This is a genomic window from Shouchella tritolerans, from assembly GCF_025770735.1.
In the GTDB taxonomy this organism is placed as follows: Bacteria; Bacillota; Bacilli; order Bacillales; family Bacillaceae_D; genus Shouchella; species Shouchella tritolerans.
Genome location: NZ_JAODPB010000001.1, coordinates 955,602 through 974,322 on the forward strand (window position 1 = coordinate 955,602; position 18,721 = coordinate 974,322).

Consider the following 18,721-nt stretch of genomic DNA (forward strand, 5'->3'; position numbering starts at 1 on the left):
ACTTCTTACTATTTACCAAAAGGGAGTGGAAGTCATGCAGAGAATAGTCATGCCGCTAGGAATCGCTTTACTGATTGCTCTAGGAGGGTGCAGTCAGAAGACAGACCAGGCGGTCGATAAGCCTTCGGAAGAAATCACTGTCTGGGCTTGGAATTTAGAAGCGGAATATTTAAAAGATATCGTCCCAGCTTTTGAAGAAAAGTATCCCGATATTAAGGTAAATGTGTTGAAGTTGAGCGCTGACCAAGTTTACCAACGGCTGACGACAGGGTTGGCTGCCGGAATAGAAAGCCAATTGCCTGACTTGGTCCAGGTCGAAAACCAGCGCATCGATTTGTATATGGACCGGTTTCGTGAAAGTTTTGTCGATTTGTCAGAAATGGGCTTTGATGAACATCGCGACAAATTTGTTGAAGGAAAAATCGCGCCATTAATGAACGAGGATGGCGGCGTCATGGCGTTCCCACGGGATATAGGACCGATGGCTGTCTTTTATCGCGCTGATTTGTTTGAAGAAGCAGGCGTTGATCCAGCCGACATAAAAACATGGGATGATTATGTAGAAGCAGGCGTGAATATGCGTGAACAAACTGGGACGCTGATGACAGGCATCCAGCTTAATCACGACACGTCGTTTTACCGCGCGATGCTCCAGCAGCATGAGTTGTTCTATTTTGACTTAGAAGGCAATGTTGCTGCCAATACCGAGGCGGCGCGCCGCTCAATGGAAATGCTCAAAAAAATGGAGGACGCAGGCATTTTGCTTCATGCCGCTACAGCAGAAGAAATTAACGCCGCTATTAAAAACGACGCGGTCGCTTCGGTCATAAGCGGTTCTTGGCAAAAGGGAATCATTGAGGATCAAATGCCTGAACAAGAAGGGTTATGGCGAGTCATGAAAATGCCTGCTTTTGAAGAAGACGGTTTGACCGCGGCTAATGACGGTGGTTCTAATTTGGCAATTACATCAGTGTCAAGCAACAAAGAGGCGGCCTATTTATTTGGTGAATTTGCTTCTGTCGATGTCGAAAATCAGCTTTATGGTGCCATGGAATACGGGGCTTACCCTGCCTTAATAGATGCGATTGAGCGGCCAGAACTGGATGAGGGCATTCCGTTTTACGGTGGACAAAAAATCTTTTCGATTTTTGCGGAAGAGGCGGTTGATTTGCCTGTTGTCAATTTTACAAGCGACTTTTTACGTGCCCGGGAAACGTATAATGATGCGATCGGACGTGTCGTCCTCCAAGATGTGCCTGTTGAGGAAGCGCTTGAGACAGCAGCCAACAGGCTTGAAGCCAGCACAGGACGGGGGGCTAGCAATGAGTAATCCAGCATTGTCAAAGGGAACAAAGCACATAAAACGGAAAAAGACATCAACAGGACTAGCGCCTTATGTTTTCATTGCGCCTGTTGCGATTTTGTTTATCATCTTTACAGGCTACCCGGTTATCTACTCGTTTGTGCTTAGTTTTACGGTAAACGAGAACGGCGTTAACACATTTGCTGGTCTCAGCAATTACATTCGTTTGTTCCAAGATAGTTTGTTTTATGAAGCGCTCTTTAATACGTTTATCATTTTGCTCGTACAAGTGCCTGTAATGATATGTATGGCCGTTATACTGGCGAACGTGCTCCACAGCGGTATCCGCCGTTTTAAAGGGCCCCTACGTGTAGCGTTTTTCACGCCGACAGTCACGTCGTTAGTAGCGACAGCGGTTATTTTTCTGCTGATTCTAAACCAAGACTTCGGCATCATCAACTATGTGCTAACAAGCGTTGGCATAGAGCGGATCCCTTGGCTAAACGATCCGTTTTGGGCCAAAGTGTCTGTCATTCTCGCCATTATTTGGCGGTGGACCGGTTATAACATGGTGATTATTCTTGCTGGGCTGCAAGTCATTCCGAAAGACCTGTATGAAGCCGCCGAAATAGATGGGGCAGGCACCGTAAAAAAGTTCTTCTCGATTACCGTTCCCCAATTAAAACCTGTGCTTTTGTTTGCTTTTGTTATGTCGACGATTGGAACATTCCAACTGTTTGATGAAGTGTTTATTTTGACTGGAGGCGGTCCGATAAACGCAACGATGACGGTGACGATGTATTTATACGAAAATGGCTTTGAGTATTTTGATTTTGGCTATGCATCGGCAATTGCCTATGTGATTGTCATTATCATTGCCTTCTTGTCCTTCATCCAGTTTAAAGTGGCAGGTGATCGTGAATGAATTGGATTGGAAAACTAGGCAAATATGCAGTGCTGGCAGCTGGCTTGTTTATTACGCTTGGGCCATTCTACTGGATGGTAGTAGGAGCGACCAATTCATCTGGAGCATTGCTGTCCGTGCCTCCGAACGTGATACCTGGAACGCACATGCTAGAAAACGCCCGCAATCTTTTAAACAACATCGATATTTTCCGGGCCTTGTGGAACTCGATTTTCATAACGGTCACATTTACCGTTATCGCCGGGCTGTTTAGTGCCGCGGCAGGGTATGCATTTGCCAAATATGAGTTTAAAGGCAAGAATGCTATATTCTCAATGTTTCTTGTATCGATGATGATCCCATATCAAGCACTGATCATCCCACAATTCGAGCTGTTTGCGCGAATGGGTATCCTTAATTCGTATAGCGCGATCATCCTGCCCCAGCTTGCCTATCCATTTGCGATCTTTTTAATGCGGCAAAGCATGAAGTCGATCCCTGATTCGGTGCTTGAATCAGCACGAATCGATGGTTGCGGCGAGTACCGGATGTTTTTCCAAATCGCGTTGCCGACGATGTTGCCTGCCATTGGCGCTGTAGGAATTTTCTTGTTCACACACCAATGGAACAACTTTCTGTGGCCTTTAGTCGTAATAGTCACTGAAGATATGTATACGCTTCCAATTGTTTTGTCGATTTTAGGTGGACAAGACAACTTGGATTATGGCCAACTTATGCTCGCTGCTACCATTTCAGTTTTGCCGATTTTTATGATGTTCTTGTTTTTGCAACGGTACTTCATTGCAGGAATATCAAGTGGGGCTGTAAAAGAATAAATCATAGGAGCAAGCGGGTATTCGGGGAACGGATGCCCGCTTTTTAAAGCCGGTCTGGCGAAAAGGTCGATGGTGCATTTATGCTTGTGGTATGCTGAACGAAACATGATGACAATGGTAGCCAAATGTCGAATTTAGCACAAGGCTGGGCCCGTAGCAGCTTTTTTTGTTGTTCCCAGCTACGCAAAAAGGAGTGGGCAACATGCCAATGAAGTTAAAAGCGCCGACTTTGCCGGTGCAATTTGAGGAAAGTGAACTGGCAACACAACTTGAAGAAGAGGAACCGTTTTTAATGAATATGGCCTTTAATGGGGAAGAACAGGTCGGTTTGCATGTAGAAAAGCTAACGGTTTCGAAAGCAATATTTAAACAAAGCAAATTCTTGCATAGTGCTTTCCCAAAAGCCGACTTTACAGATGTTGTGTTCGAACGGTGTGATTTTTCCAATTGTACGTTTCCTGGAGCGATTCTTCACCGTGTCCAATTTATAGGCTGTAAATTGACTGGGGCAGCCTTTTCTGAAGCGAATCTTGGCCATGTAGCGTTTCAAGATTGCTTAGTAAACTTAACGGATTTTGTCGAAGCCCGTTTAAAACATGTCGCTTTTCGCCAATGTTCCCTTGACACGGCCAACTTTTCCGATTGTCTGTTAAAGCCAGTCGAACTGAATGAATGTAGTATCGATGACATCCATTTTGGGCAAACACTGTTAGCCGGGTTGGACATAAGTACATGTACATATAACCGCATTCAAGCTTCTCTTGCTCAACTTGACGGCCTTACCATTTCCAAAGCGCAAGCAGTTGGATTTGCGAAATTGCTTGGATTAAAAATCAAAGACGAGTAAATCTGGAAAAATGCTCAGAAAAAGGGCAAAGCGCAAAAAACGCCTAAATGGCTCTTTAGTTTGCTTAAAATCACTGGTACACTAAGAAGGTCAAATGAATTTTATTTTTGGAGGGGTAGAATGGGGAAACGTATCCTTTTGTTTATCGGGACAAATATCCTGGTCATGACGACGATTTTGGTCGTTTGGACATTGGTTACATCGTTTACAGGCATAGACGGTTCGTTTGTAAGCAGCAGTGGCGCGATCCAATTTGTTCCGATCCTAATCTTTAGTCTCATTGTTGGGTTCTCAGGCTCGTTTATTTCGCTAGCGATGTCGCGCTGGATTGCGAAGAAGATGATGAAAGTCCATGTGCTTGATCCAGACGGGTCATTGAGTGCTGAACAAAAAGCGATTGTTGAAAAAGTGCACCGTTTGTCGAGAGCGGCAGGGCTAACACATATGCCGGAAGTCGGGATTTACCAATCGGCGGAAGTCAATGCTTTTGCTACAGGCCCATCTAAAAAACGTTCTCTTGTCGCCGTATCCACTGGCTTGTTAGACGTAATGGATGACGATGCAGTCGAAGGGGTTATCGCTCATGAAGTCGCCCATGTCGCAAATGGCGATATGGTGACGATGACGTTGCTGCAAGGAATTGTGAACACATTTGTTGTCTTTTTGTCCCGTGTTTTAGCGATTGTTGTCTCACGGTTTGTGAAGCCTGAACTTCAGTTCATTGTGCAATTCCTGGCCATAATTATATTGCAAATTTTGTTCTCCATCCTTGGCAGCCTTGTTGTCAACGCGTACTCACGTTATCGTGAATATCACGCAGACAGGGGCGGCGCGGATTTGGCTGGTAAAGATAAAATGGTTCATGCCTTGCATGCGCTAAAAAATTATGTGGACCGAGCGAAAGCCAATGACCAAACAGATGATACAGCGGTACAAACGATGAAAATTAGTGGCGGCAACTCCGTACTAAAGTTATTTTCAACACACCCGGATTTAAATGACCGTATTGCCCGCCTACAAGAACGGTAGGCGAAAAAAGCCCAATCGGGCTTTTTTATTTATTTGCTGTTTACCCGCAAAGGGCGTGATAGATTTTTTTCGCATACCTAGAGAGTTAAACCGATCGTAATGATATTGTAGATATTTATTCCAATTATAAGAATTACTGAAAAAGTGAATATTTTCTCGATGTGTAAATTAGATAATTTTAATAGGAGACTATTTCCAATAATCCCTCCAATGATACCCCCGGGAATCATAACAAGCAGCATGTATAGATTGTAGTCACCAAAGCCGGTAGTAAATGCAACGACTAAAAGAGCGGAGATTTGCGAGAAAAATATAATAAAAATGGAATGGTATCCTGCATATTTTGTCGTCATCGAAAAAAGCAAACATAGTACGGCTACATTTAATGGCCCTCCGCCAATCCCTATAAATGAAGACAGAAACCCTAAGGCAAGCCCAACTAACAAAATGATCCATTTATTTGTGAGCCTATAGGATTTTGACTTACCCTTATTTTTAAAATAAATAATGATTAATAACAGCAATAGCACTAATAAACTAGATTGAATAATAGCCGTTATATTGGGTATGTTTAGGGAAATAGCGATTAAATTGAAAATCGTTTTTCCTAATATCCCTCCCATAATCGATCCAAAAGCAATAATGGAACTCGATACTTTATCAAGCTTAATTTTTTGCTGTTTCATTTTCATAAGAGAAACGGTAGCCATTGATAAAACGGTTGTTGCAGATAAAATACTAATTGTTGGTAGATCAAAATGCCCAAACAAGTCCAAAACAGGTTTTATAATGACGCCTCCGCCCAGACCTGCGGCTGCCCCAATTGTTGTAGCGAGAAGGCCTAACAAAAAATATAGCACAAAAATAACCATTAACTCCTCCTAAACTTGCGCTCTATTGATCATTTGTATTTTATCAAATTAAAAGTGGTTTACATAATACCGATAAGTTATAGGATATAAGCAAAGGTTATGATCGATAATGATTATTTAGAGGGATAATGGTTAACTCGCTTTAAATTTGCTATATTGAAGGTATAACATGTGAACGTGGAGGTTAATCTGTTGTCTCAAAAGCCTAAAAGAATTGCGAAGTATAAAATGATTGAAGAATATATACTTGAAAAAATAAAGAGCGGAGAATATACCAAGGGACAATTAATCGAGACGGAGCAAGAATTAGTGGATAAATTTGGCGTTAGTCGAGTAACCGTGCGGCAGGCTACGAATAATCTTGTTGCAAAGGGATATTTATCAAGAAGTCAAGGCAGTGGCACTTATGTATCGAGCTCTCAAATTGTTGGGAGAACAACGAACGTGAAGAGTTTTACAGAAGAAATGAAGGAAATGGGGAAAGTTGCCAGTACAGAAATAAAAGAATTCAAAATAACGTCTGCTAGCCAAGAGATCGCTCATAAATTACGAATTGAGAACGGCAGTCCTGTTTATTTTATTAAAAGGCTTCGAAAAGCGGATGACATTCCTATGATGCTGGAGTCTACTTATATGAGTGTAAAGGAATATCCTGACCTCTCCTATGAGGATATGACGAAGTCCAAATATAAGTATATTGAAGAAGTGAAAAATCAGATCATTGATCATTCCCACCACGTTGTTGTACCAATCATGCCTACAGAAGAGATTATTAAGTATTTTAACTATAACCCAGATCAACCGCTCATCAAATTGCTAAATACCACGTTCTTATCTACAGGAAAAGTATTGGATTATACCGAAGTCATTCTGAATTCCGAGAAGTACCAATATCAATCAATAAGAGCTAAATAATTTGTATTAACAAATTTACAAGGTGATTTGCTGCTGAAATCGTCTCATTCTTAAATAGTTAATTGCTGAGGCATTCGTCAACGGTGATGAATGCCTTTATTTACCGCCTGTTTTTTCATACGTCGGGGGCTTTATAATTGCCGTAAACCTTGAGAAGAAGGCAAGATTTCAGGAAAGGTTGGAAAACTCCTCTCTAGAAGGATATTTTAGTTTGAAGACCATATAGTTGTCATTTCCACATGATGAATGATAACCACTATTTGATAGTTATTCCGGTTAAACACAAAACATTAACACATAAAAAATAAATTGTATTGACATATTTAATGGATTTGATACTATGTTTATAGCTAATGAATGGATAGCTTCCTTCAAACTTTTAAGAAGAGTTCGTTTTTTTAGTTGAATGAAAGCGATTGCTTCATAAGCTACATGTCACTTCTAAGGGAGAAAGGGGAAAAAAAATGAAAGATTTACTGATGGGTTTTGGGCAAAAACTGGGTAAAGCGATTTTGCTCCCAGTAGCAATCCTTCCAGTAGCAGGTTTATTACTTGGAGTATCGTCAGCATTATCTGGACAAGCAGTGATTGATACTTATCCAATCCTAGGAAACACGGTTTTGCAAGCGATTTTACAAATTATGAATGCAGCGGGTTCAGGTGTATTTAATGCACTTCCTCTTATATTCGCAGTAGGTATAGCGATAGGTTTAGCTAAAAAAGAAAAAGGCCCTGCTGCTTTAGCGGCTGTTGTTGGTTATTTCGTGTTAATTATTACAATTAACTCTCTGTTAACTATCACTGGCGATATAGCCCCGCCAGATGTGGACCCTAGGGCTTTCGGGCAAGGCTCACAGTTTGGCGTTTTGACGCTTCAAATGGGAGTGTTTGGAGGAATTTTAACAGGCATTGTCACTGGTTTCATTCATAATCGTTTTTACAATATAAAGTTGCCTGAAATGCTTGCTTTCTTTGGAGGATCTAGATTTGTTCCAATTATAAATACTTTTGTATTTCTGATTGTTGGGGCAATGATGTACATTATCTGGCCATTTATTGGGAGTGGCATCGCTTCATTTGGAGAATTTGCAACAGGGCTAGGCACACTTGGATCATTTTTATATGGCCTAATGTTACGTACCTTGTATTTGTTTGGTCTTCATCATGTCTTTTATTTACCGTTTTGGACGACTGCCGCGGGAGGAACGTTAGAAGTTGGGGGACAAGTATACGAAGGATTCCAAACCATCTTTTTGGCCCAATTGTCTGACCCTGAGACGACTAAATTCTTCGGTAACTTAGCGTTGTTCAATAGTGGCCGGTATTTGCATATGATGTTCGGAATGCTTGGGATCGTATTTGCAATGTACAAGGCCATTCCTGCTGGCCCGAAGAGAAAAGCAACTGCAGGCTTTTTGTTATCTGTTGGCCTAACTGCGTTTGTTACTGGGGTGACGGAACCAATTTCATTCGCATTATTATTTGCTTCACCTATTTTGTTTGCTGCAGAGGCTATTTTATTTGCGCTAAGCTTTGTTTTAGCGAGTCTAGCAAACATTACAATCGGCTCAACCTTCTCAGCGGGGCTAGTTGAATTCCTTTTATTTGGAGTATTCCAAGGAAACGACAAAACGAATTTTCTGTGGGCCATTCTTTTAGGGATTCCTGTTGCAATCGTTTACTATTTTGTATTTAAGTTTTTAATTGTAAAGCTAAATGCGAAAACACCTGGCCGTGATGACGAAGAGGTTACAGATCAGGAAAGCGCTCATCAAGCCTCTTATGCAGATGGCCAAGCAAAAACAATCATTGAAGGTCTAGGTGGATTTGGAAATATTACGGAAATTGACAACTGTGCGACTAGATTAAGAGTAAGTGTGGTCAAACCAGATAAAATTAACGCCAGCCTTTTAAAACAAACTGGTGCCATGAATACGGTAGTAAGAGGCAAAGCTATTCAGGTTATCTATGGACCAAAGGTGAATATTATTCGCGGAGAAATAGACGATTATATCCAAGAGAATAATATTAGACATTTGTAGTTGGAGAAATCGAGGATCGCTTTAGCAATAAATGAATATTGGGGATCTTCAAAAAGGAGTTTTATGATGAAGAAGAATGTTATTTATATACACACACATGATAGCGGAAAGGTTTTAAGTCCGTATGGATATGACGTACCTACACCATCGCTGCAGAAATTTGCTGAAGACGCGACCATTTTTAGGCAGGCTTATTGTGTAGGGCCTACATGTTCACCGAGTAGAGCTGGATTATTGACAGGCATGTACCCTCATAGTAATGGGATGTTTGGATTATCCCAGAGAGGATTTAAGCTTCATGATTACAATCAGCACTTAGTGAATTTTTTAAAAAAAGAAGATTATTTTACTGTGTTATGTGGCATCCAGCATGAGGCTGGAAGTTATATCGATCATGATAAAGGTGCGAAAATAATTGGTTATGATCAAGATATCACTTCTGATAATACAGGATTATCCGAACAAGAGCTTGTGAAATGGGATTATGAAAATGCTCGTCAAGTTTGCCAATGGCTGCAGCAATCTAATAAGAAAAAACCATTCTTTTTATCCTATGGAATGTTTGCTACTCATCGGAAATTTCCTGAAGAGGCACATGAAGATGACCGTTCGTTTGATTCGAAATACGTGATGCCGCCATATCCAGTGCCAGACAATAAGGAAATAAGAGAGGACTATACAGGCTACCTTAACTCTGCGACTTGGGTGAATGCTTCTTTTGATTTAGTCATTGAGACATTAAAAGAAGAAGGCTTGTATGATGATTCAATCATCATATTTACGACAGATCATGGCCTTGCTTTCCCATTTAGTAAATGTACTTTATATGATTCAGGCATTGGCGTTTCATTGATTATGCGTGTTCCTGATAGTTCGATGATTGGGGAGGAAGTAGAAGGGTTGGTTTCACAAGTAGACGTTTTCCCTACTTTATGCGACTTATTAGAGATCGAACAGCCTTCTTACTTACAAGGCGTTTCTTTTGCAGAGATGTTCAATGTGAAAAATCATGAAGTGAGAGAAGAAGTATTTGCTGAAATCAACTATCACACAGCTTATGAGCCTGCCAGAAGCATCCGTACAAAAAGGTATAAGTATATAAAATTTTATGATGATGACTATTTGAAAATAAACCGTACAAACATTGATAATTCCCCGACTAAAACGCTCATGCATGAAAATGGGCTTGAAGAGGTTGTGAAACCAAAAGAAGGACTTTATGATTTGCTCTTTGATCCTGGTGAAAGAAATAACCTGGCTGGTGATAAACGTTATGAAAATGTGCTGATTGACATGCGCAAAAAGCTCCATGATTATCAAACAAAAACAGATGACCCGATTTTAACTGGTCATTTCAAATTGAAAGAGGGCTGGAAGGTTAACAAATCAGAAACCTATAATCCTAGTTCAAAAGATCCTAATGATTATTTAAAGGTAGGTGAGTAATGTGTTTGGCCTATTTAATAAGAAAAGGAATACATTTGTCAGTCCAGCTTCAGGCACGATTAAATTAATTGATCAAGTGAAGGATGAGACATTTTCCCAAAAAATGATGGGGGATGGGTTTGCAATTGAACCAACTTCTCCGCAAATCTATGCTCCCATTGATGCGAAAGTGGATTTTGTTTTTCAAACAAACCATGCTGTCGGTTTAAGGGCAGATGACGGGAAAGAGATTTTAATACACGTTGGTGTAGACACAGTTCGTCTAGAGGGCAAAGGGTTTACATCTCATATTAAAGAAGGGCATAGGGTAAAAAAAGGGGACCTGTTATTAACCGTTGATTTTGATTCGATTCAAGAACTGGTCCCATCAACAGACATCATTTTGATTTTTACAAGTGGTGAAGCTTGTACCGTGAACAATCCTGACAGTAAAGTTGACGCTCGGCAGGATAATATTATCCAACTTTCAAAATAAAGATCGTTCTCGCTTTCTCCTATTTGTGAGTGAGCGAGATTTTTCCATTATTCATTTAGATATTCAATGGTTTCACATTCGGGAAATATGAAAAAGAGGAGATAGAGAATGGAATCATTAAGCGAAAAACAGCAGACTGTAATTGAACAATTAAAAAATGGTCTCATCGTGTCTTGCCAAGCAAAAAAAGAGGATCCGATTTATTTACCAGGTATCATTACGAAAATGGCTGAATCGGCAATATGGGGAGGGGCGGCCGGACTGCGAATAAATACGCCTGAACATATTAAAGAAGTGCGTAAAATAACGGATCTGCCGATTATTGGGTTATGGAAGCAGCATACAAAGGATCATCCTGTCTTCATTACACCTACTATCGAAGCAGTAGAAGAGGTCATAGAGGCAGGGGCAGATATTGTGGCAATAGACGCCACTGATCGGGTCAATGCACAAGGAGAAAAAGCATATCTTCTTATTGATAAAATTAAACAGAAGTACCCCGATACGATCATTTTAGCTGATATTCGCAATGAAAAAGAAGCCGTTTTGGCATTAGAACAAGGCGCCCATATGGTAGCCCCAACTTTATATCGGTTTAACAATCATCCAAAATCAATTGACAGTCCGGATTTTGAGATGTTGGCTAAAATCGTTCGTGTCACGAAAGGGAATGGCTTCGTATTAATGGAAGGCAAAATTAATACCCCTGAAGAGGCAATCGAAAGTCTTTATTTAGGTGCGTATGCGGTGGTAGTTGGAAGTGCCATTACTCGTCCCCATTTAACGACATTAAGATTTACCAACAAAATCAACAAATATGAACATAAGATGCCGCTCTATTATTAATAGGTGAATATTATTCAATGAAGAGGTGAGGGAAATGGACCATAATAAAAGCTGTTGCTCCGTGTCTAGGTCAACGATTAGGAACAATGCTCATACTGAAAAGGATATGCCCAATAGAACGTTAAATACGAAGCAAAAACATTGTGATGACATGGTTTACCTTAAAGGAGGCAACTTTTTAATGGGAACAGAGGATCCAGATGCTAATCCATTTGATCAGGAAGGACCTGTTCGGGAAGTTGCGGTACGGCCGTTTTACGTTGATAAATATGCTGTCACAAATCGGCGATTTCAAGAATTTATTAGCGATACGAACTATCAAACAGATGCCGATACATTCGGCTGGTCTTTTGTCTTCCATCTCTTACTGTCTGAAAAAACTGCTCAGAAAGTGACACAGGTACCTGTTCAAACCCCATGGTGGCGTGTAGTGGAAGGAGCAACTTGGAATCACCCTGAAGGTCCTGATTCTTCTATTGAAGATCGAATGGATCATCCAGTTGTACATGTTTCTTGGAATGATGCGAAAGCTTATTGTGAATGGGCTGGGAAAAGGCTCCTTACGGAAGAGGAATGGGAATACGCTGCGAGAGGGGGGCTTGTTCAGCAAAGGTATCCGTGGGGAAATACGCTCTATCCTAATGGAAAACACCGGTGTAATATTTGGCAAGGGGAGTTTCCGACTAAAAATACAATCGAAGATGGCTATCTAGGGACAGCCCCTGTACATTCTTTTCCCGCAAACGGTTATGGCTTATATAATACGTCAGGGAATGTGTGGGAATGGTGTGAAAACTGGTTTGACAAAAACAAGGTAAGTGGACAACCTACAAATAGGCCAATGCCAGAATCTCCAAAAGCGATGCGGGGCGGATCCTATTTATGTCATGATTCATACTGTAACAGGTATAGGGTCGCTGCTCGAAGTTGTAATACGCCAGACAGTTCATCAGGCAATGTCGGGTTTCGTTGCGCAGTAAGTGCAGAATAATAGAGCCTAGCCAAAATTAATTTTAAATACGTCTGTCCGTTCATTTAGTTCTCTCGTTATTAGAAACATCGTTGGATTTAGTATGGTTCATTTCAGGTAAGGGTGTGAATGATCGTCTTGAATATAGAGAGTTTACGAATGTTTTGTAAAGTTGCAGACGGAGGGAGCATCAGTCAGGCTGCGCGCTTAAGTTTTGTAACCCAGCCAGCGGTAACAAAACAAATTCGCCAACTAGAGAACAGTTATGGGACGGCTTTATTTGATCGAACTGAAGGAAAAATGCTGCTATCAGAAGCAGGAGAACAATTATACCCCTATGCAAAGGAAATAGTGGAAAGTTATGATAACTCGGTGCAAGCTCTTCAAGAAGTGATAGGCATTCGAGATCCTAAACTAAACGTTGGAGCAAGCTTAACAATCGGTGAATATTTACTTCCTGGCCTATTGGGGAACTTTCAACAAAAACATGCCGATATTAAATTCAGTTTATTAATTGGAAATACACCATATATATTATCGAAACTTGAAGCGAATGAAATTGATATTGCGCTCATAGAGGGACGCGTCCATCAGTCTGAATATAGCCTGAAAAAATTTGCAGTTGATGAGCTGATTCTCGTTACATCTTACAACCATCGTTGGAAGGAAAGAGAATCGATTGACATTCACGAACTTACAGAAGAAAAAATGATTTGGAGAGAAAAGGATTCAGGAACAAGATTGATTGTCGAGAACGCATTAACTGACTACGGTATTTTGGAACAAATAGAAAATGTGATGGAGCTTGGCAGTATGCAGTCGATAAAAAGTGCCGTGGAAGCAGGGCTTGGAATAAGCATTCTACCTAGAATAACTGTTAGTAAGGAACTGCAATTTAAGATTTTAAGAGAAGTGCCGATTAAAGGATTTACTCTGATGAGGGACTTATGGTTAGTCCAAAAGAAACAGCGTTTTAAAAAGAGCGCACACATTCACTTCTATGATTTCTTACTTCCATAACAACGAATGAAAACAGCGGTACACTAAATGGGACTGTTGTCATTAGGGGAGAGGGCAACTCTAGGGAGCCACCTGGTCACCTAATGGAATTCTGCCAAAAAGCGAGGGACATGTTGTCCCTCTTTTTTGCTGATCGTTTGTTGATAGAACGCTGTTGCCCGATGATGTCGACGACAACGATGTCAAACGGCACTGGAAGCTAAGCAATCAACGTCAGTAGATTGCTTAAGAATACCAGCGGTTGTCGCCGACGCAGCAGTGGATGGCCACTATCCATCGATAACGCTGTTCGCAATCGCTTCTGCCACCACTTGTCGATAATTGGCGTCCGCAAGTTGGGTCGCGTCGTCGGCATTCGACACAAATCCTGTCTCCACAAGAATCGCCGGCATAGCTGTATGGCAAATGACATAAAAGGTTTCCTCAAAAATGCCTCGGTCGGTTCGATCTGTGTTTTCGACTAATTGGTTTTGGATATTAGCTGCCATATGCTTGCCTGCTGCACTTCCCGGGAAATAATAAGTTTCGACACCATTTGCAGCTGGGTTAGAGAAACCGTTTGCATGTATGCTAATAAACTGGTCAGCTCCCCAAGCGTTTGCCATTGCTGTTCTCTCTTCTAAGCTGACAAATACATCTTCGTCTCGTGTCATCAATACGGTAAAACCAGCATTTTCTAAAATGTCACGTGTCCGTTTGCCGATATCTAATACAATCTCTTTTTCCATTAAGCCGTTCGCTACAGCTCCGCTATCTTTCCCACCGTGCCCAGGGTCCAACACAATCCGTTCATTGTTTGGTGGTACACTGTCATGTTTAGCGCTGCTTCGGTCGACCGGTTCTCCATCATGATTTGTAATATAATGAAGGCTGATATAGCCACTGCCGTCGACTAGTTCGCCCCAGCCATCGCCGTTGTCCGTATACTCTACTTGTTCGCCTGGGGTCAACCATCCAACAACTTCGTGACTCGTGCTCGGTCCGCTACGGACATTTAATGACGTTTGTGTATCGACTTCCCCTGTTTTTGCTGCTATTGCAAGCGCGTCTTCAGAAATCACAACTGAAGAAAGCGCGAATACGATAAAAAAGAAAAGACAAAGTGTCATTTGATTGCATTTCATAAAAAATACCTCCTGTCTAAGTCACCTGCCTTAGCAGTCTAGCCATCTAGTAGAAAAAATAAACAGTTTCATAGAAAGAAAGTTCAGGAAGCGGGCTAAAAAGGATACGTTTTTATGGGTAAAACACCATCGTATCGGGCAAAATGATAAAATAAAGGAAAGGGAAGAGTGGCCATGGAACCATCATTGCAAATGATTACATTGCCTGTCTGCAACTTAAAACGGGCGCTGAGTTTTTATGAAAAGGCATTGCCATTTCAACCAATAAAAAAGACAATCCAACCAGATGCTACCCACGCTGCGCTCAAAGTAAAAGATGGCCTAGGCCTTATCCTCATGCTTAGATCGGAAGTTTCCCGAATTTATGGCATTACCGAAAAAGCGAACAATGGCACGATTTTAACGTTGGCCTGCGAGTCAGATGAAGAAGTTGACGCTGCCTTTGCGAAAGTCGCAGCAACATCTGCACACTTCATTCACCCGCGCCAGCGCGATGAATGGTCTTACTCATTTGTTTTTTCAGATCCAGACGGAAACTTATGGGAAGTGATTCATATAGAGCACCTTTAGCCCGCTGAGCAAGCGGGCTTTTATGTGGAGCGAGGTTAGGAAAACACGGCCCTTGTCACAAGGGCCGTGTATAATGATTAGTCAAGAAAACGGAGTAGGTCGCCAAGCAAGATCTCATCAGAGAGAGCCAACTGCTCTCGGACAATTTCTAGATCATTGGCGCAGTATGTTTCCTCTACAGGTTGTTCAGTTTTTCGGTCATAACAAGTGTGGTCTGCATACAAATACTTCTCAGATACGAATCGACCATCGCGAAAGATAATCGGCACATCGCTAGGACGGGTGAACAAGTCGTAGCTAAACGTTATGTTCTCATTGGCAGAAAGTCCTAAGAGCTGAAGAAGGGTAGCATGAATATCGATTTGCCCGCCTTCCGTTTCAATCGTTTGTCCTGTTTGCCCAGGGATATGGATAATGAGCGGTACTTTTTGCAAATCCATATGGGTTAGTGTATTTTCTTCTTGGCCAAGCAATGTATGAACACCGCTTTCGTATTGGCGGGAAATCCCGTAATGGTCGCCGTATAACAGGAAGATGGTATCTTCATAATGTCCTTCTTTTTTGAGATCGGCAAAAAACTGCTCAATGGCTTCATCTTGATAGCGAATGGTCGTCACATAGCGATTGACTACATCGACTCCTGTGTCGGCTGGATCAATTGATTGGTCCTCTTGTTCAAGCAAGAACGGAAAATGGTTCGTCAAAGGAATAAATTTAGCCATATAGGGTGGTTCCAACGTGTTGAGATGGTCAATTGACTGGGCAAAAAAGGGTTTGTCTTTCAGCCCGTAGTTGACACTCAACTCATCTGTTATCTCATAATCGTCTTTTGAGAAAAACTCGTCATATCCTAGCGTTTCATACATCGCTTCACGGTTCCAAAAAGTCGCATCATTGGCATGGAAAGCGGCCGATGTATACCCTTGTTCTTTCAAGATTTGAGGAAGGGAGCGAAATGTATTTTCATAACGCCGTACAAATGCCGAGCCGCTGGATAGCGGGTAAAAGCCGGTATCCAGCATAAACTCCATATCCGATGATTTGCCTTGTGCGGTTTGGTCATAAATGTTTGGAAAATAAAAACTCTCTTCAATCAATTGGTTTAAGAATGGCGTTAGTTCCTTGCCATTTACCGTCTGCCCAATCACGAAATTTTGCGTGGACTCAAGGCTAATCATCACGATGTTTTTTCCCTGTGCGACGCCAAACACATCCACGTCAGGAGACGGTTTTTCTTGCATTTCCGCTTGTATGCCAGAAGCGGTTGCTTCATTGGCCCACGTTTCTTTCAGCGGCGCACTAATGCCTTGGGCAAGATTGACCAATTGATAATTGTAGAGGCCAAGAGAAGCGACAAGTTCATCTCTGGCGTAATCAGTCTTAAGCAAATACGGATTTTGAATATGGCTGATGCCTAGTGCCACTACTAGCGCCACCAAACCGGACCAGGCAAAACCTTTTCCGTGCGGGCGCTCAATCGGTCGTCGTTCTATTTTTGCGCTAATGGTGAACCAAGCAACGACAAATAAGTCGATGAGCAACAACAAATCATAAGGTGAAACGAGCTCGGCTGTGCTTGATCCGAGCCCACCAACATTGCTAAATTGCAGGAAAACGGACACAGTCAGAAAATCAATATAGAACCGGTAGTATAAAAGCGTACCGAACAACAACGCTGTGCATAAGAGATAAACAAGCAAAAACACGAGCGGGCGAACATGCTTGCTAAAGTAAAAACTAAAGCCAAGCAAGAGCATAAGAGAACCGAGAGGACCGATGAGCAATAAAAAGACGTCAACGCCATTTTGTATAGGCAACGAAAATGCCGTTGCCGACACAATCACGGTTTTCAGCCATAGTGCGACAACACCTAAGCGAATAAGATGTTTTGTTAAAAATTGTTTGAGTTCATTCATAACTGTGAACCGCCTGTTCTTGTTTCATTTTTGCATAGATGGTAGCAATGGTATGAACTGCTTTTTTGGCAAAGCGATCGTCGATGTGGCCCATTAACGCTAGCTGGAACCAATTGCGTTCGAGCAGATAGGCGCTTTCATAACTGACATGAATGCCGTGTTGTTTGAGACGGTCGCCAAATTCTCTTGCAGACAAGTGGCCAGAAAGGTCAACTGTAATAATAGCAGGAGAAAAAGACTCGCCGCGTACTACTGTAAAGCCATTCGCTTCTAGTTTAGCCAATATGGACTGGCATAAAGAATCATATGGCGGAGCTGGATGGTTTAGTGCTTCATTTAATGCATACAAGCCATTCGAGCAATGGGTAAACGGTACACTCTCCGCTTGTTCATATGTGCCAATGTCAAGGTAGGCAGGCAACGAATCATTTACAAAAGCTGGCTCGTCATGAAAGACAAGGGCAAGCCCGGGATAGGCCGCCAATCCCTTGCCGCTGACGGAACTGGCAAGCCAGACGCCAGATAAGTCAACAGGAACAGAGCCGAGGCTGCTGCATGCGTCAAGGCATAAACGAACGTCATGTTTGCCGCAAATCTCTTTGAGACGGTCAAGAGCATACAGGCGTCCCGTCGACGTTTCACAATGGACGGTCCAAAGCCAGCCAATCTCAGAATCGGCCTCTAGCCATTTTTCAATGTTTTCATAAGAAACTGGGCCAGTTTGGGAATGGGCCAATTGGTCAAATGATAACCCCCACCGCTCTGCTTGCTTGACTAACCGTTCGCCAAATTCACCGCTTGTGAGAATGACTCCTTTTTGATTTAGCGTTGACAGTTGAGCTGCTACCATCTCATTGGCGAGTGTCCCTGTCCCGACCGCGAGTTCCACATAATGACCATTTGTTAGCCGAAGTAGCTTTTCTTTCGTTTGTGCCATCACTTGGTGGAATTCTTCGGCCCGATGAGACACAGGAGCCTTGGCCCAAGCCTCTTGCACAGCTTTCAGTTGTGTGACAGGCCCAGGCAAAAACAACTGCTGGGCAGGCGCTTGCTGCCGTTCCATTAACTTTTGAAACGCTTTGGTGGAAGCTTTAAAATGTTCTTCTGTTAAATACATCGGTTGGTAACGGGCTTCCTCAGACCCGACAAGCGGCCCAAACGGCACAAAGCCAATCCGCTTATAAAGCTTTAATTGCCGCGTTGTCCCCGATATAAGGGCCATCGTATACCCTTGTTTTAGACAATAGGAAACGAGTTGCTCGCATAGGCGGTAAAAGACAATCCCTTTGCGGTATTCTTTTTTGATCGAAAGCAGCCGGATTTCACATAGCTTTTCATCGCTATTTATGTAAGAGTCAAGGTTTTCTAATTTACTGTCTAATGAAAATGGGCGCGTATCGCGAATAGAAATCATGCCAATGATTTCTTGGCCACGCTTGGCAATAATGTACAGGTTTTCGTCATTAAAACGGTCAACGAGCCTTTTTTCTGTATTTGGGCGATGCTGCGGGATCTCTTCGACAAAGGTGTCGTAATTTAACTTATGAATTTGATCGAATTCTTCATCTGTATCAGCAATCTTGTATGTAATCGCAGATGTGTCCAT

17 protein-coding genes are annotated in these 18,721 nt (G+C 42.1%); 13 read left to right on the plus strand and 4 right to left on the minus strand.

Annotated elements, in window-relative coordinates; genetic code table 11:
- The first annotated feature begins 34 nt into the window (after positions 1–34).
- From N6H06_RS04490 to htpX, 5 genes are all read left to right on the plus strand, one after another.
- Complete coding sequence (locus N6H06_RS04490; protein WP_263705724.1) at positions 35–1,330, plus strand: ABC transporter substrate-binding protein; 1,296 nt, start codon at positions 35–37, stop codon at positions 1,328–1,330.
- The gene (locus N6H06_RS04495; RefSeq protein WP_062745955.1) at positions 1,323–2,228 is read left to right on the plus strand and encodes a carbohydrate ABC transporter permease; all 906 of its coding nucleotides are present in this window, start codon (positions 1,323–1,325) and stop codon (positions 2,226–2,228) included. The genes N6H06_RS04490 and N6H06_RS04495 overlap by 8 nt, the downstream gene beginning before the upstream one ends.
- Entirely contained in the window at positions 2,225–3,043 is an 819-nt protein-coding gene (locus N6H06_RS04500; protein WP_062745957.1) for a carbohydrate ABC transporter permease, read from the plus strand. Before N6H06_RS04495 ends, N6H06_RS04500 begins: the two co-directional genes overlap by 4 nt.
- Before the next feature lie 202 nt (positions 3,044–3,245).
- The gene (locus N6H06_RS04505; RefSeq protein ID WP_263705725.1) at positions 3,246–3,890 is read left to right on the plus strand and encodes a pentapeptide repeat-containing protein; all 645 of its coding nucleotides are present in this window, start codon (positions 3,246–3,248) and stop codon (positions 3,888–3,890) included.
- A 120-nt stretch (positions 3,891–4,010) separates the two neighbouring features.
- Complete coding sequence (gene htpX / locus N6H06_RS04510; RefSeq protein ID WP_212954263.1) at positions 4,011–4,919, plus strand: protease HtpX; 909 nt, start codon at positions 4,011–4,013, stop codon at positions 4,917–4,919.
- Between the two features lie 77 nt (positions 4,920–4,996).
- Here htpX and N6H06_RS04515 read toward each other — a convergent pair whose 3' ends face one another.
- Complete coding sequence (locus tag N6H06_RS04515; RefSeq protein ID WP_263705726.1) at positions 4,997–5,791, minus strand: TSUP family transporter; 795 nt, start codon at positions 5,789–5,791, stop codon at positions 4,997–4,999.
- Positions 5,792–5,983: 192 nt separating this feature from the next.
- On the opposite strand from N6H06_RS04515, the gene N6H06_RS04520 reads away from it, so the two are divergent.
- The 7 genes from N6H06_RS04520 to N6H06_RS04550 all read left to right on the plus strand — a co-directional run bounded on the left by N6H06_RS04520 (position 5,984) and on the right by N6H06_RS04550 (position 13,505).
- Positions 5,984–6,706, plus strand: a complete 723-nt coding sequence (locus N6H06_RS04520) for a GntR family transcriptional regulator (protein WP_062745962.1) — start codon at positions 5,984–5,986, stop codon at positions 6,704–6,706.
- A 464-nt stretch (positions 6,707–7,170) separates the two neighbouring features.
- Positions 7,171–8,748 carry a PTS transporter subunit EIIC gene (locus N6H06_RS04525; protein WP_062745964.1) on the plus strand — a complete coding sequence of 526 codons (1,578 nt, stop codon included), beginning with the start codon at positions 7,171–7,173 and terminating at the stop codon, positions 8,746–8,748.
- Positions 8,749–8,814: 66 nt separating this feature from the next.
- Entirely contained in the window at positions 8,815–10,194 is a 1,380-nt protein-coding gene (locus tag N6H06_RS04530) for a sulfatase family protein (RefSeq protein ID WP_263705727.1), read from the plus strand.
- Between the two features lies 1 nt (position 10,195).
- Positions 10,196–10,669: a PTS sugar transporter subunit IIA gene (locus tag N6H06_RS04535; protein WP_263705728.1), complete on the plus strand. Its 474-nt coding sequence runs from the start codon at positions 10,196–10,198 to the stop codon at positions 10,667–10,669.
- Between the two features lie 108 nt (positions 10,670–10,777).
- A complete protein-coding gene (locus N6H06_RS04540) occupies positions 10,778–11,515 on the plus strand; it encodes an N-acetylmannosamine-6-phosphate 2-epimerase (protein WP_263705729.1) in 738 nt (245 codons plus the stop codon).
- Positions 11,516–11,549: 34 nt separating this feature from the next.
- A complete protein-coding gene (locus N6H06_RS04545; protein WP_318527495.1) occupies positions 11,550–12,506 on the plus strand; it encodes a formylglycine-generating enzyme family protein in 957 nt (318 codons plus the stop codon).
- Between the two features lie 108 nt (positions 12,507–12,614).
- Complete coding sequence (locus tag N6H06_RS04550; protein WP_318527496.1) at positions 12,615–13,505, plus strand: LysR family transcriptional regulator; 891 nt, start codon at positions 12,615–12,617, stop codon at positions 13,503–13,505.
- 269 nt (positions 13,506–13,774) lie between these two features.
- On the opposite strand, the gene N6H06_RS04555 is transcribed toward N6H06_RS04550, so the two are convergent.
- Positions 13,775–14,629 carry an N-acetylmuramoyl-L-alanine amidase gene (locus N6H06_RS04555; RefSeq protein ID WP_062745972.1) on the minus strand — a complete coding sequence of 285 codons (855 nt, stop codon included), beginning with the start codon at positions 14,627–14,629 and terminating at the stop codon, positions 13,775–13,777.
- 174 nt (positions 14,630–14,803) lie between these two features.
- Here N6H06_RS04555 and N6H06_RS04560 point away from each other — a divergent pair, with 174 nt between their 5' ends.
- Positions 14,804–15,199, plus strand: a complete 396-nt coding sequence (locus tag N6H06_RS04560) for a VOC family protein (RefSeq protein WP_263705730.1) — start codon at positions 14,804–14,806, stop codon at positions 15,197–15,199.
- 77 nt (positions 15,200–15,276) lie between these two features.
- Here the strand turns inward: N6H06_RS04560 and N6H06_RS04565 are convergent, their stop codons facing one another.
- Together N6H06_RS04565 and N6H06_RS04570 are read right to left on the minus strand one after the other, a co-directional pair.
- Positions 15,277–17,115, minus strand: coding sequence for an LTA synthase family protein (locus N6H06_RS04565; RefSeq protein ID WP_263705731.1), 1,839 nt, complete (start codon positions 17,113–17,115; stop codon positions 15,277–15,279).
- Positions 17,108–18,721, minus strand: a complete 1,614-nt coding sequence (locus tag N6H06_RS04570) for an aminotransferase class V-fold PLP-dependent enzyme (protein WP_212954255.1) — start codon at positions 18,719–18,721, stop codon at positions 17,108–17,110. The genes N6H06_RS04565 and N6H06_RS04570 overlap by 8 nt, the downstream gene beginning before the upstream one ends.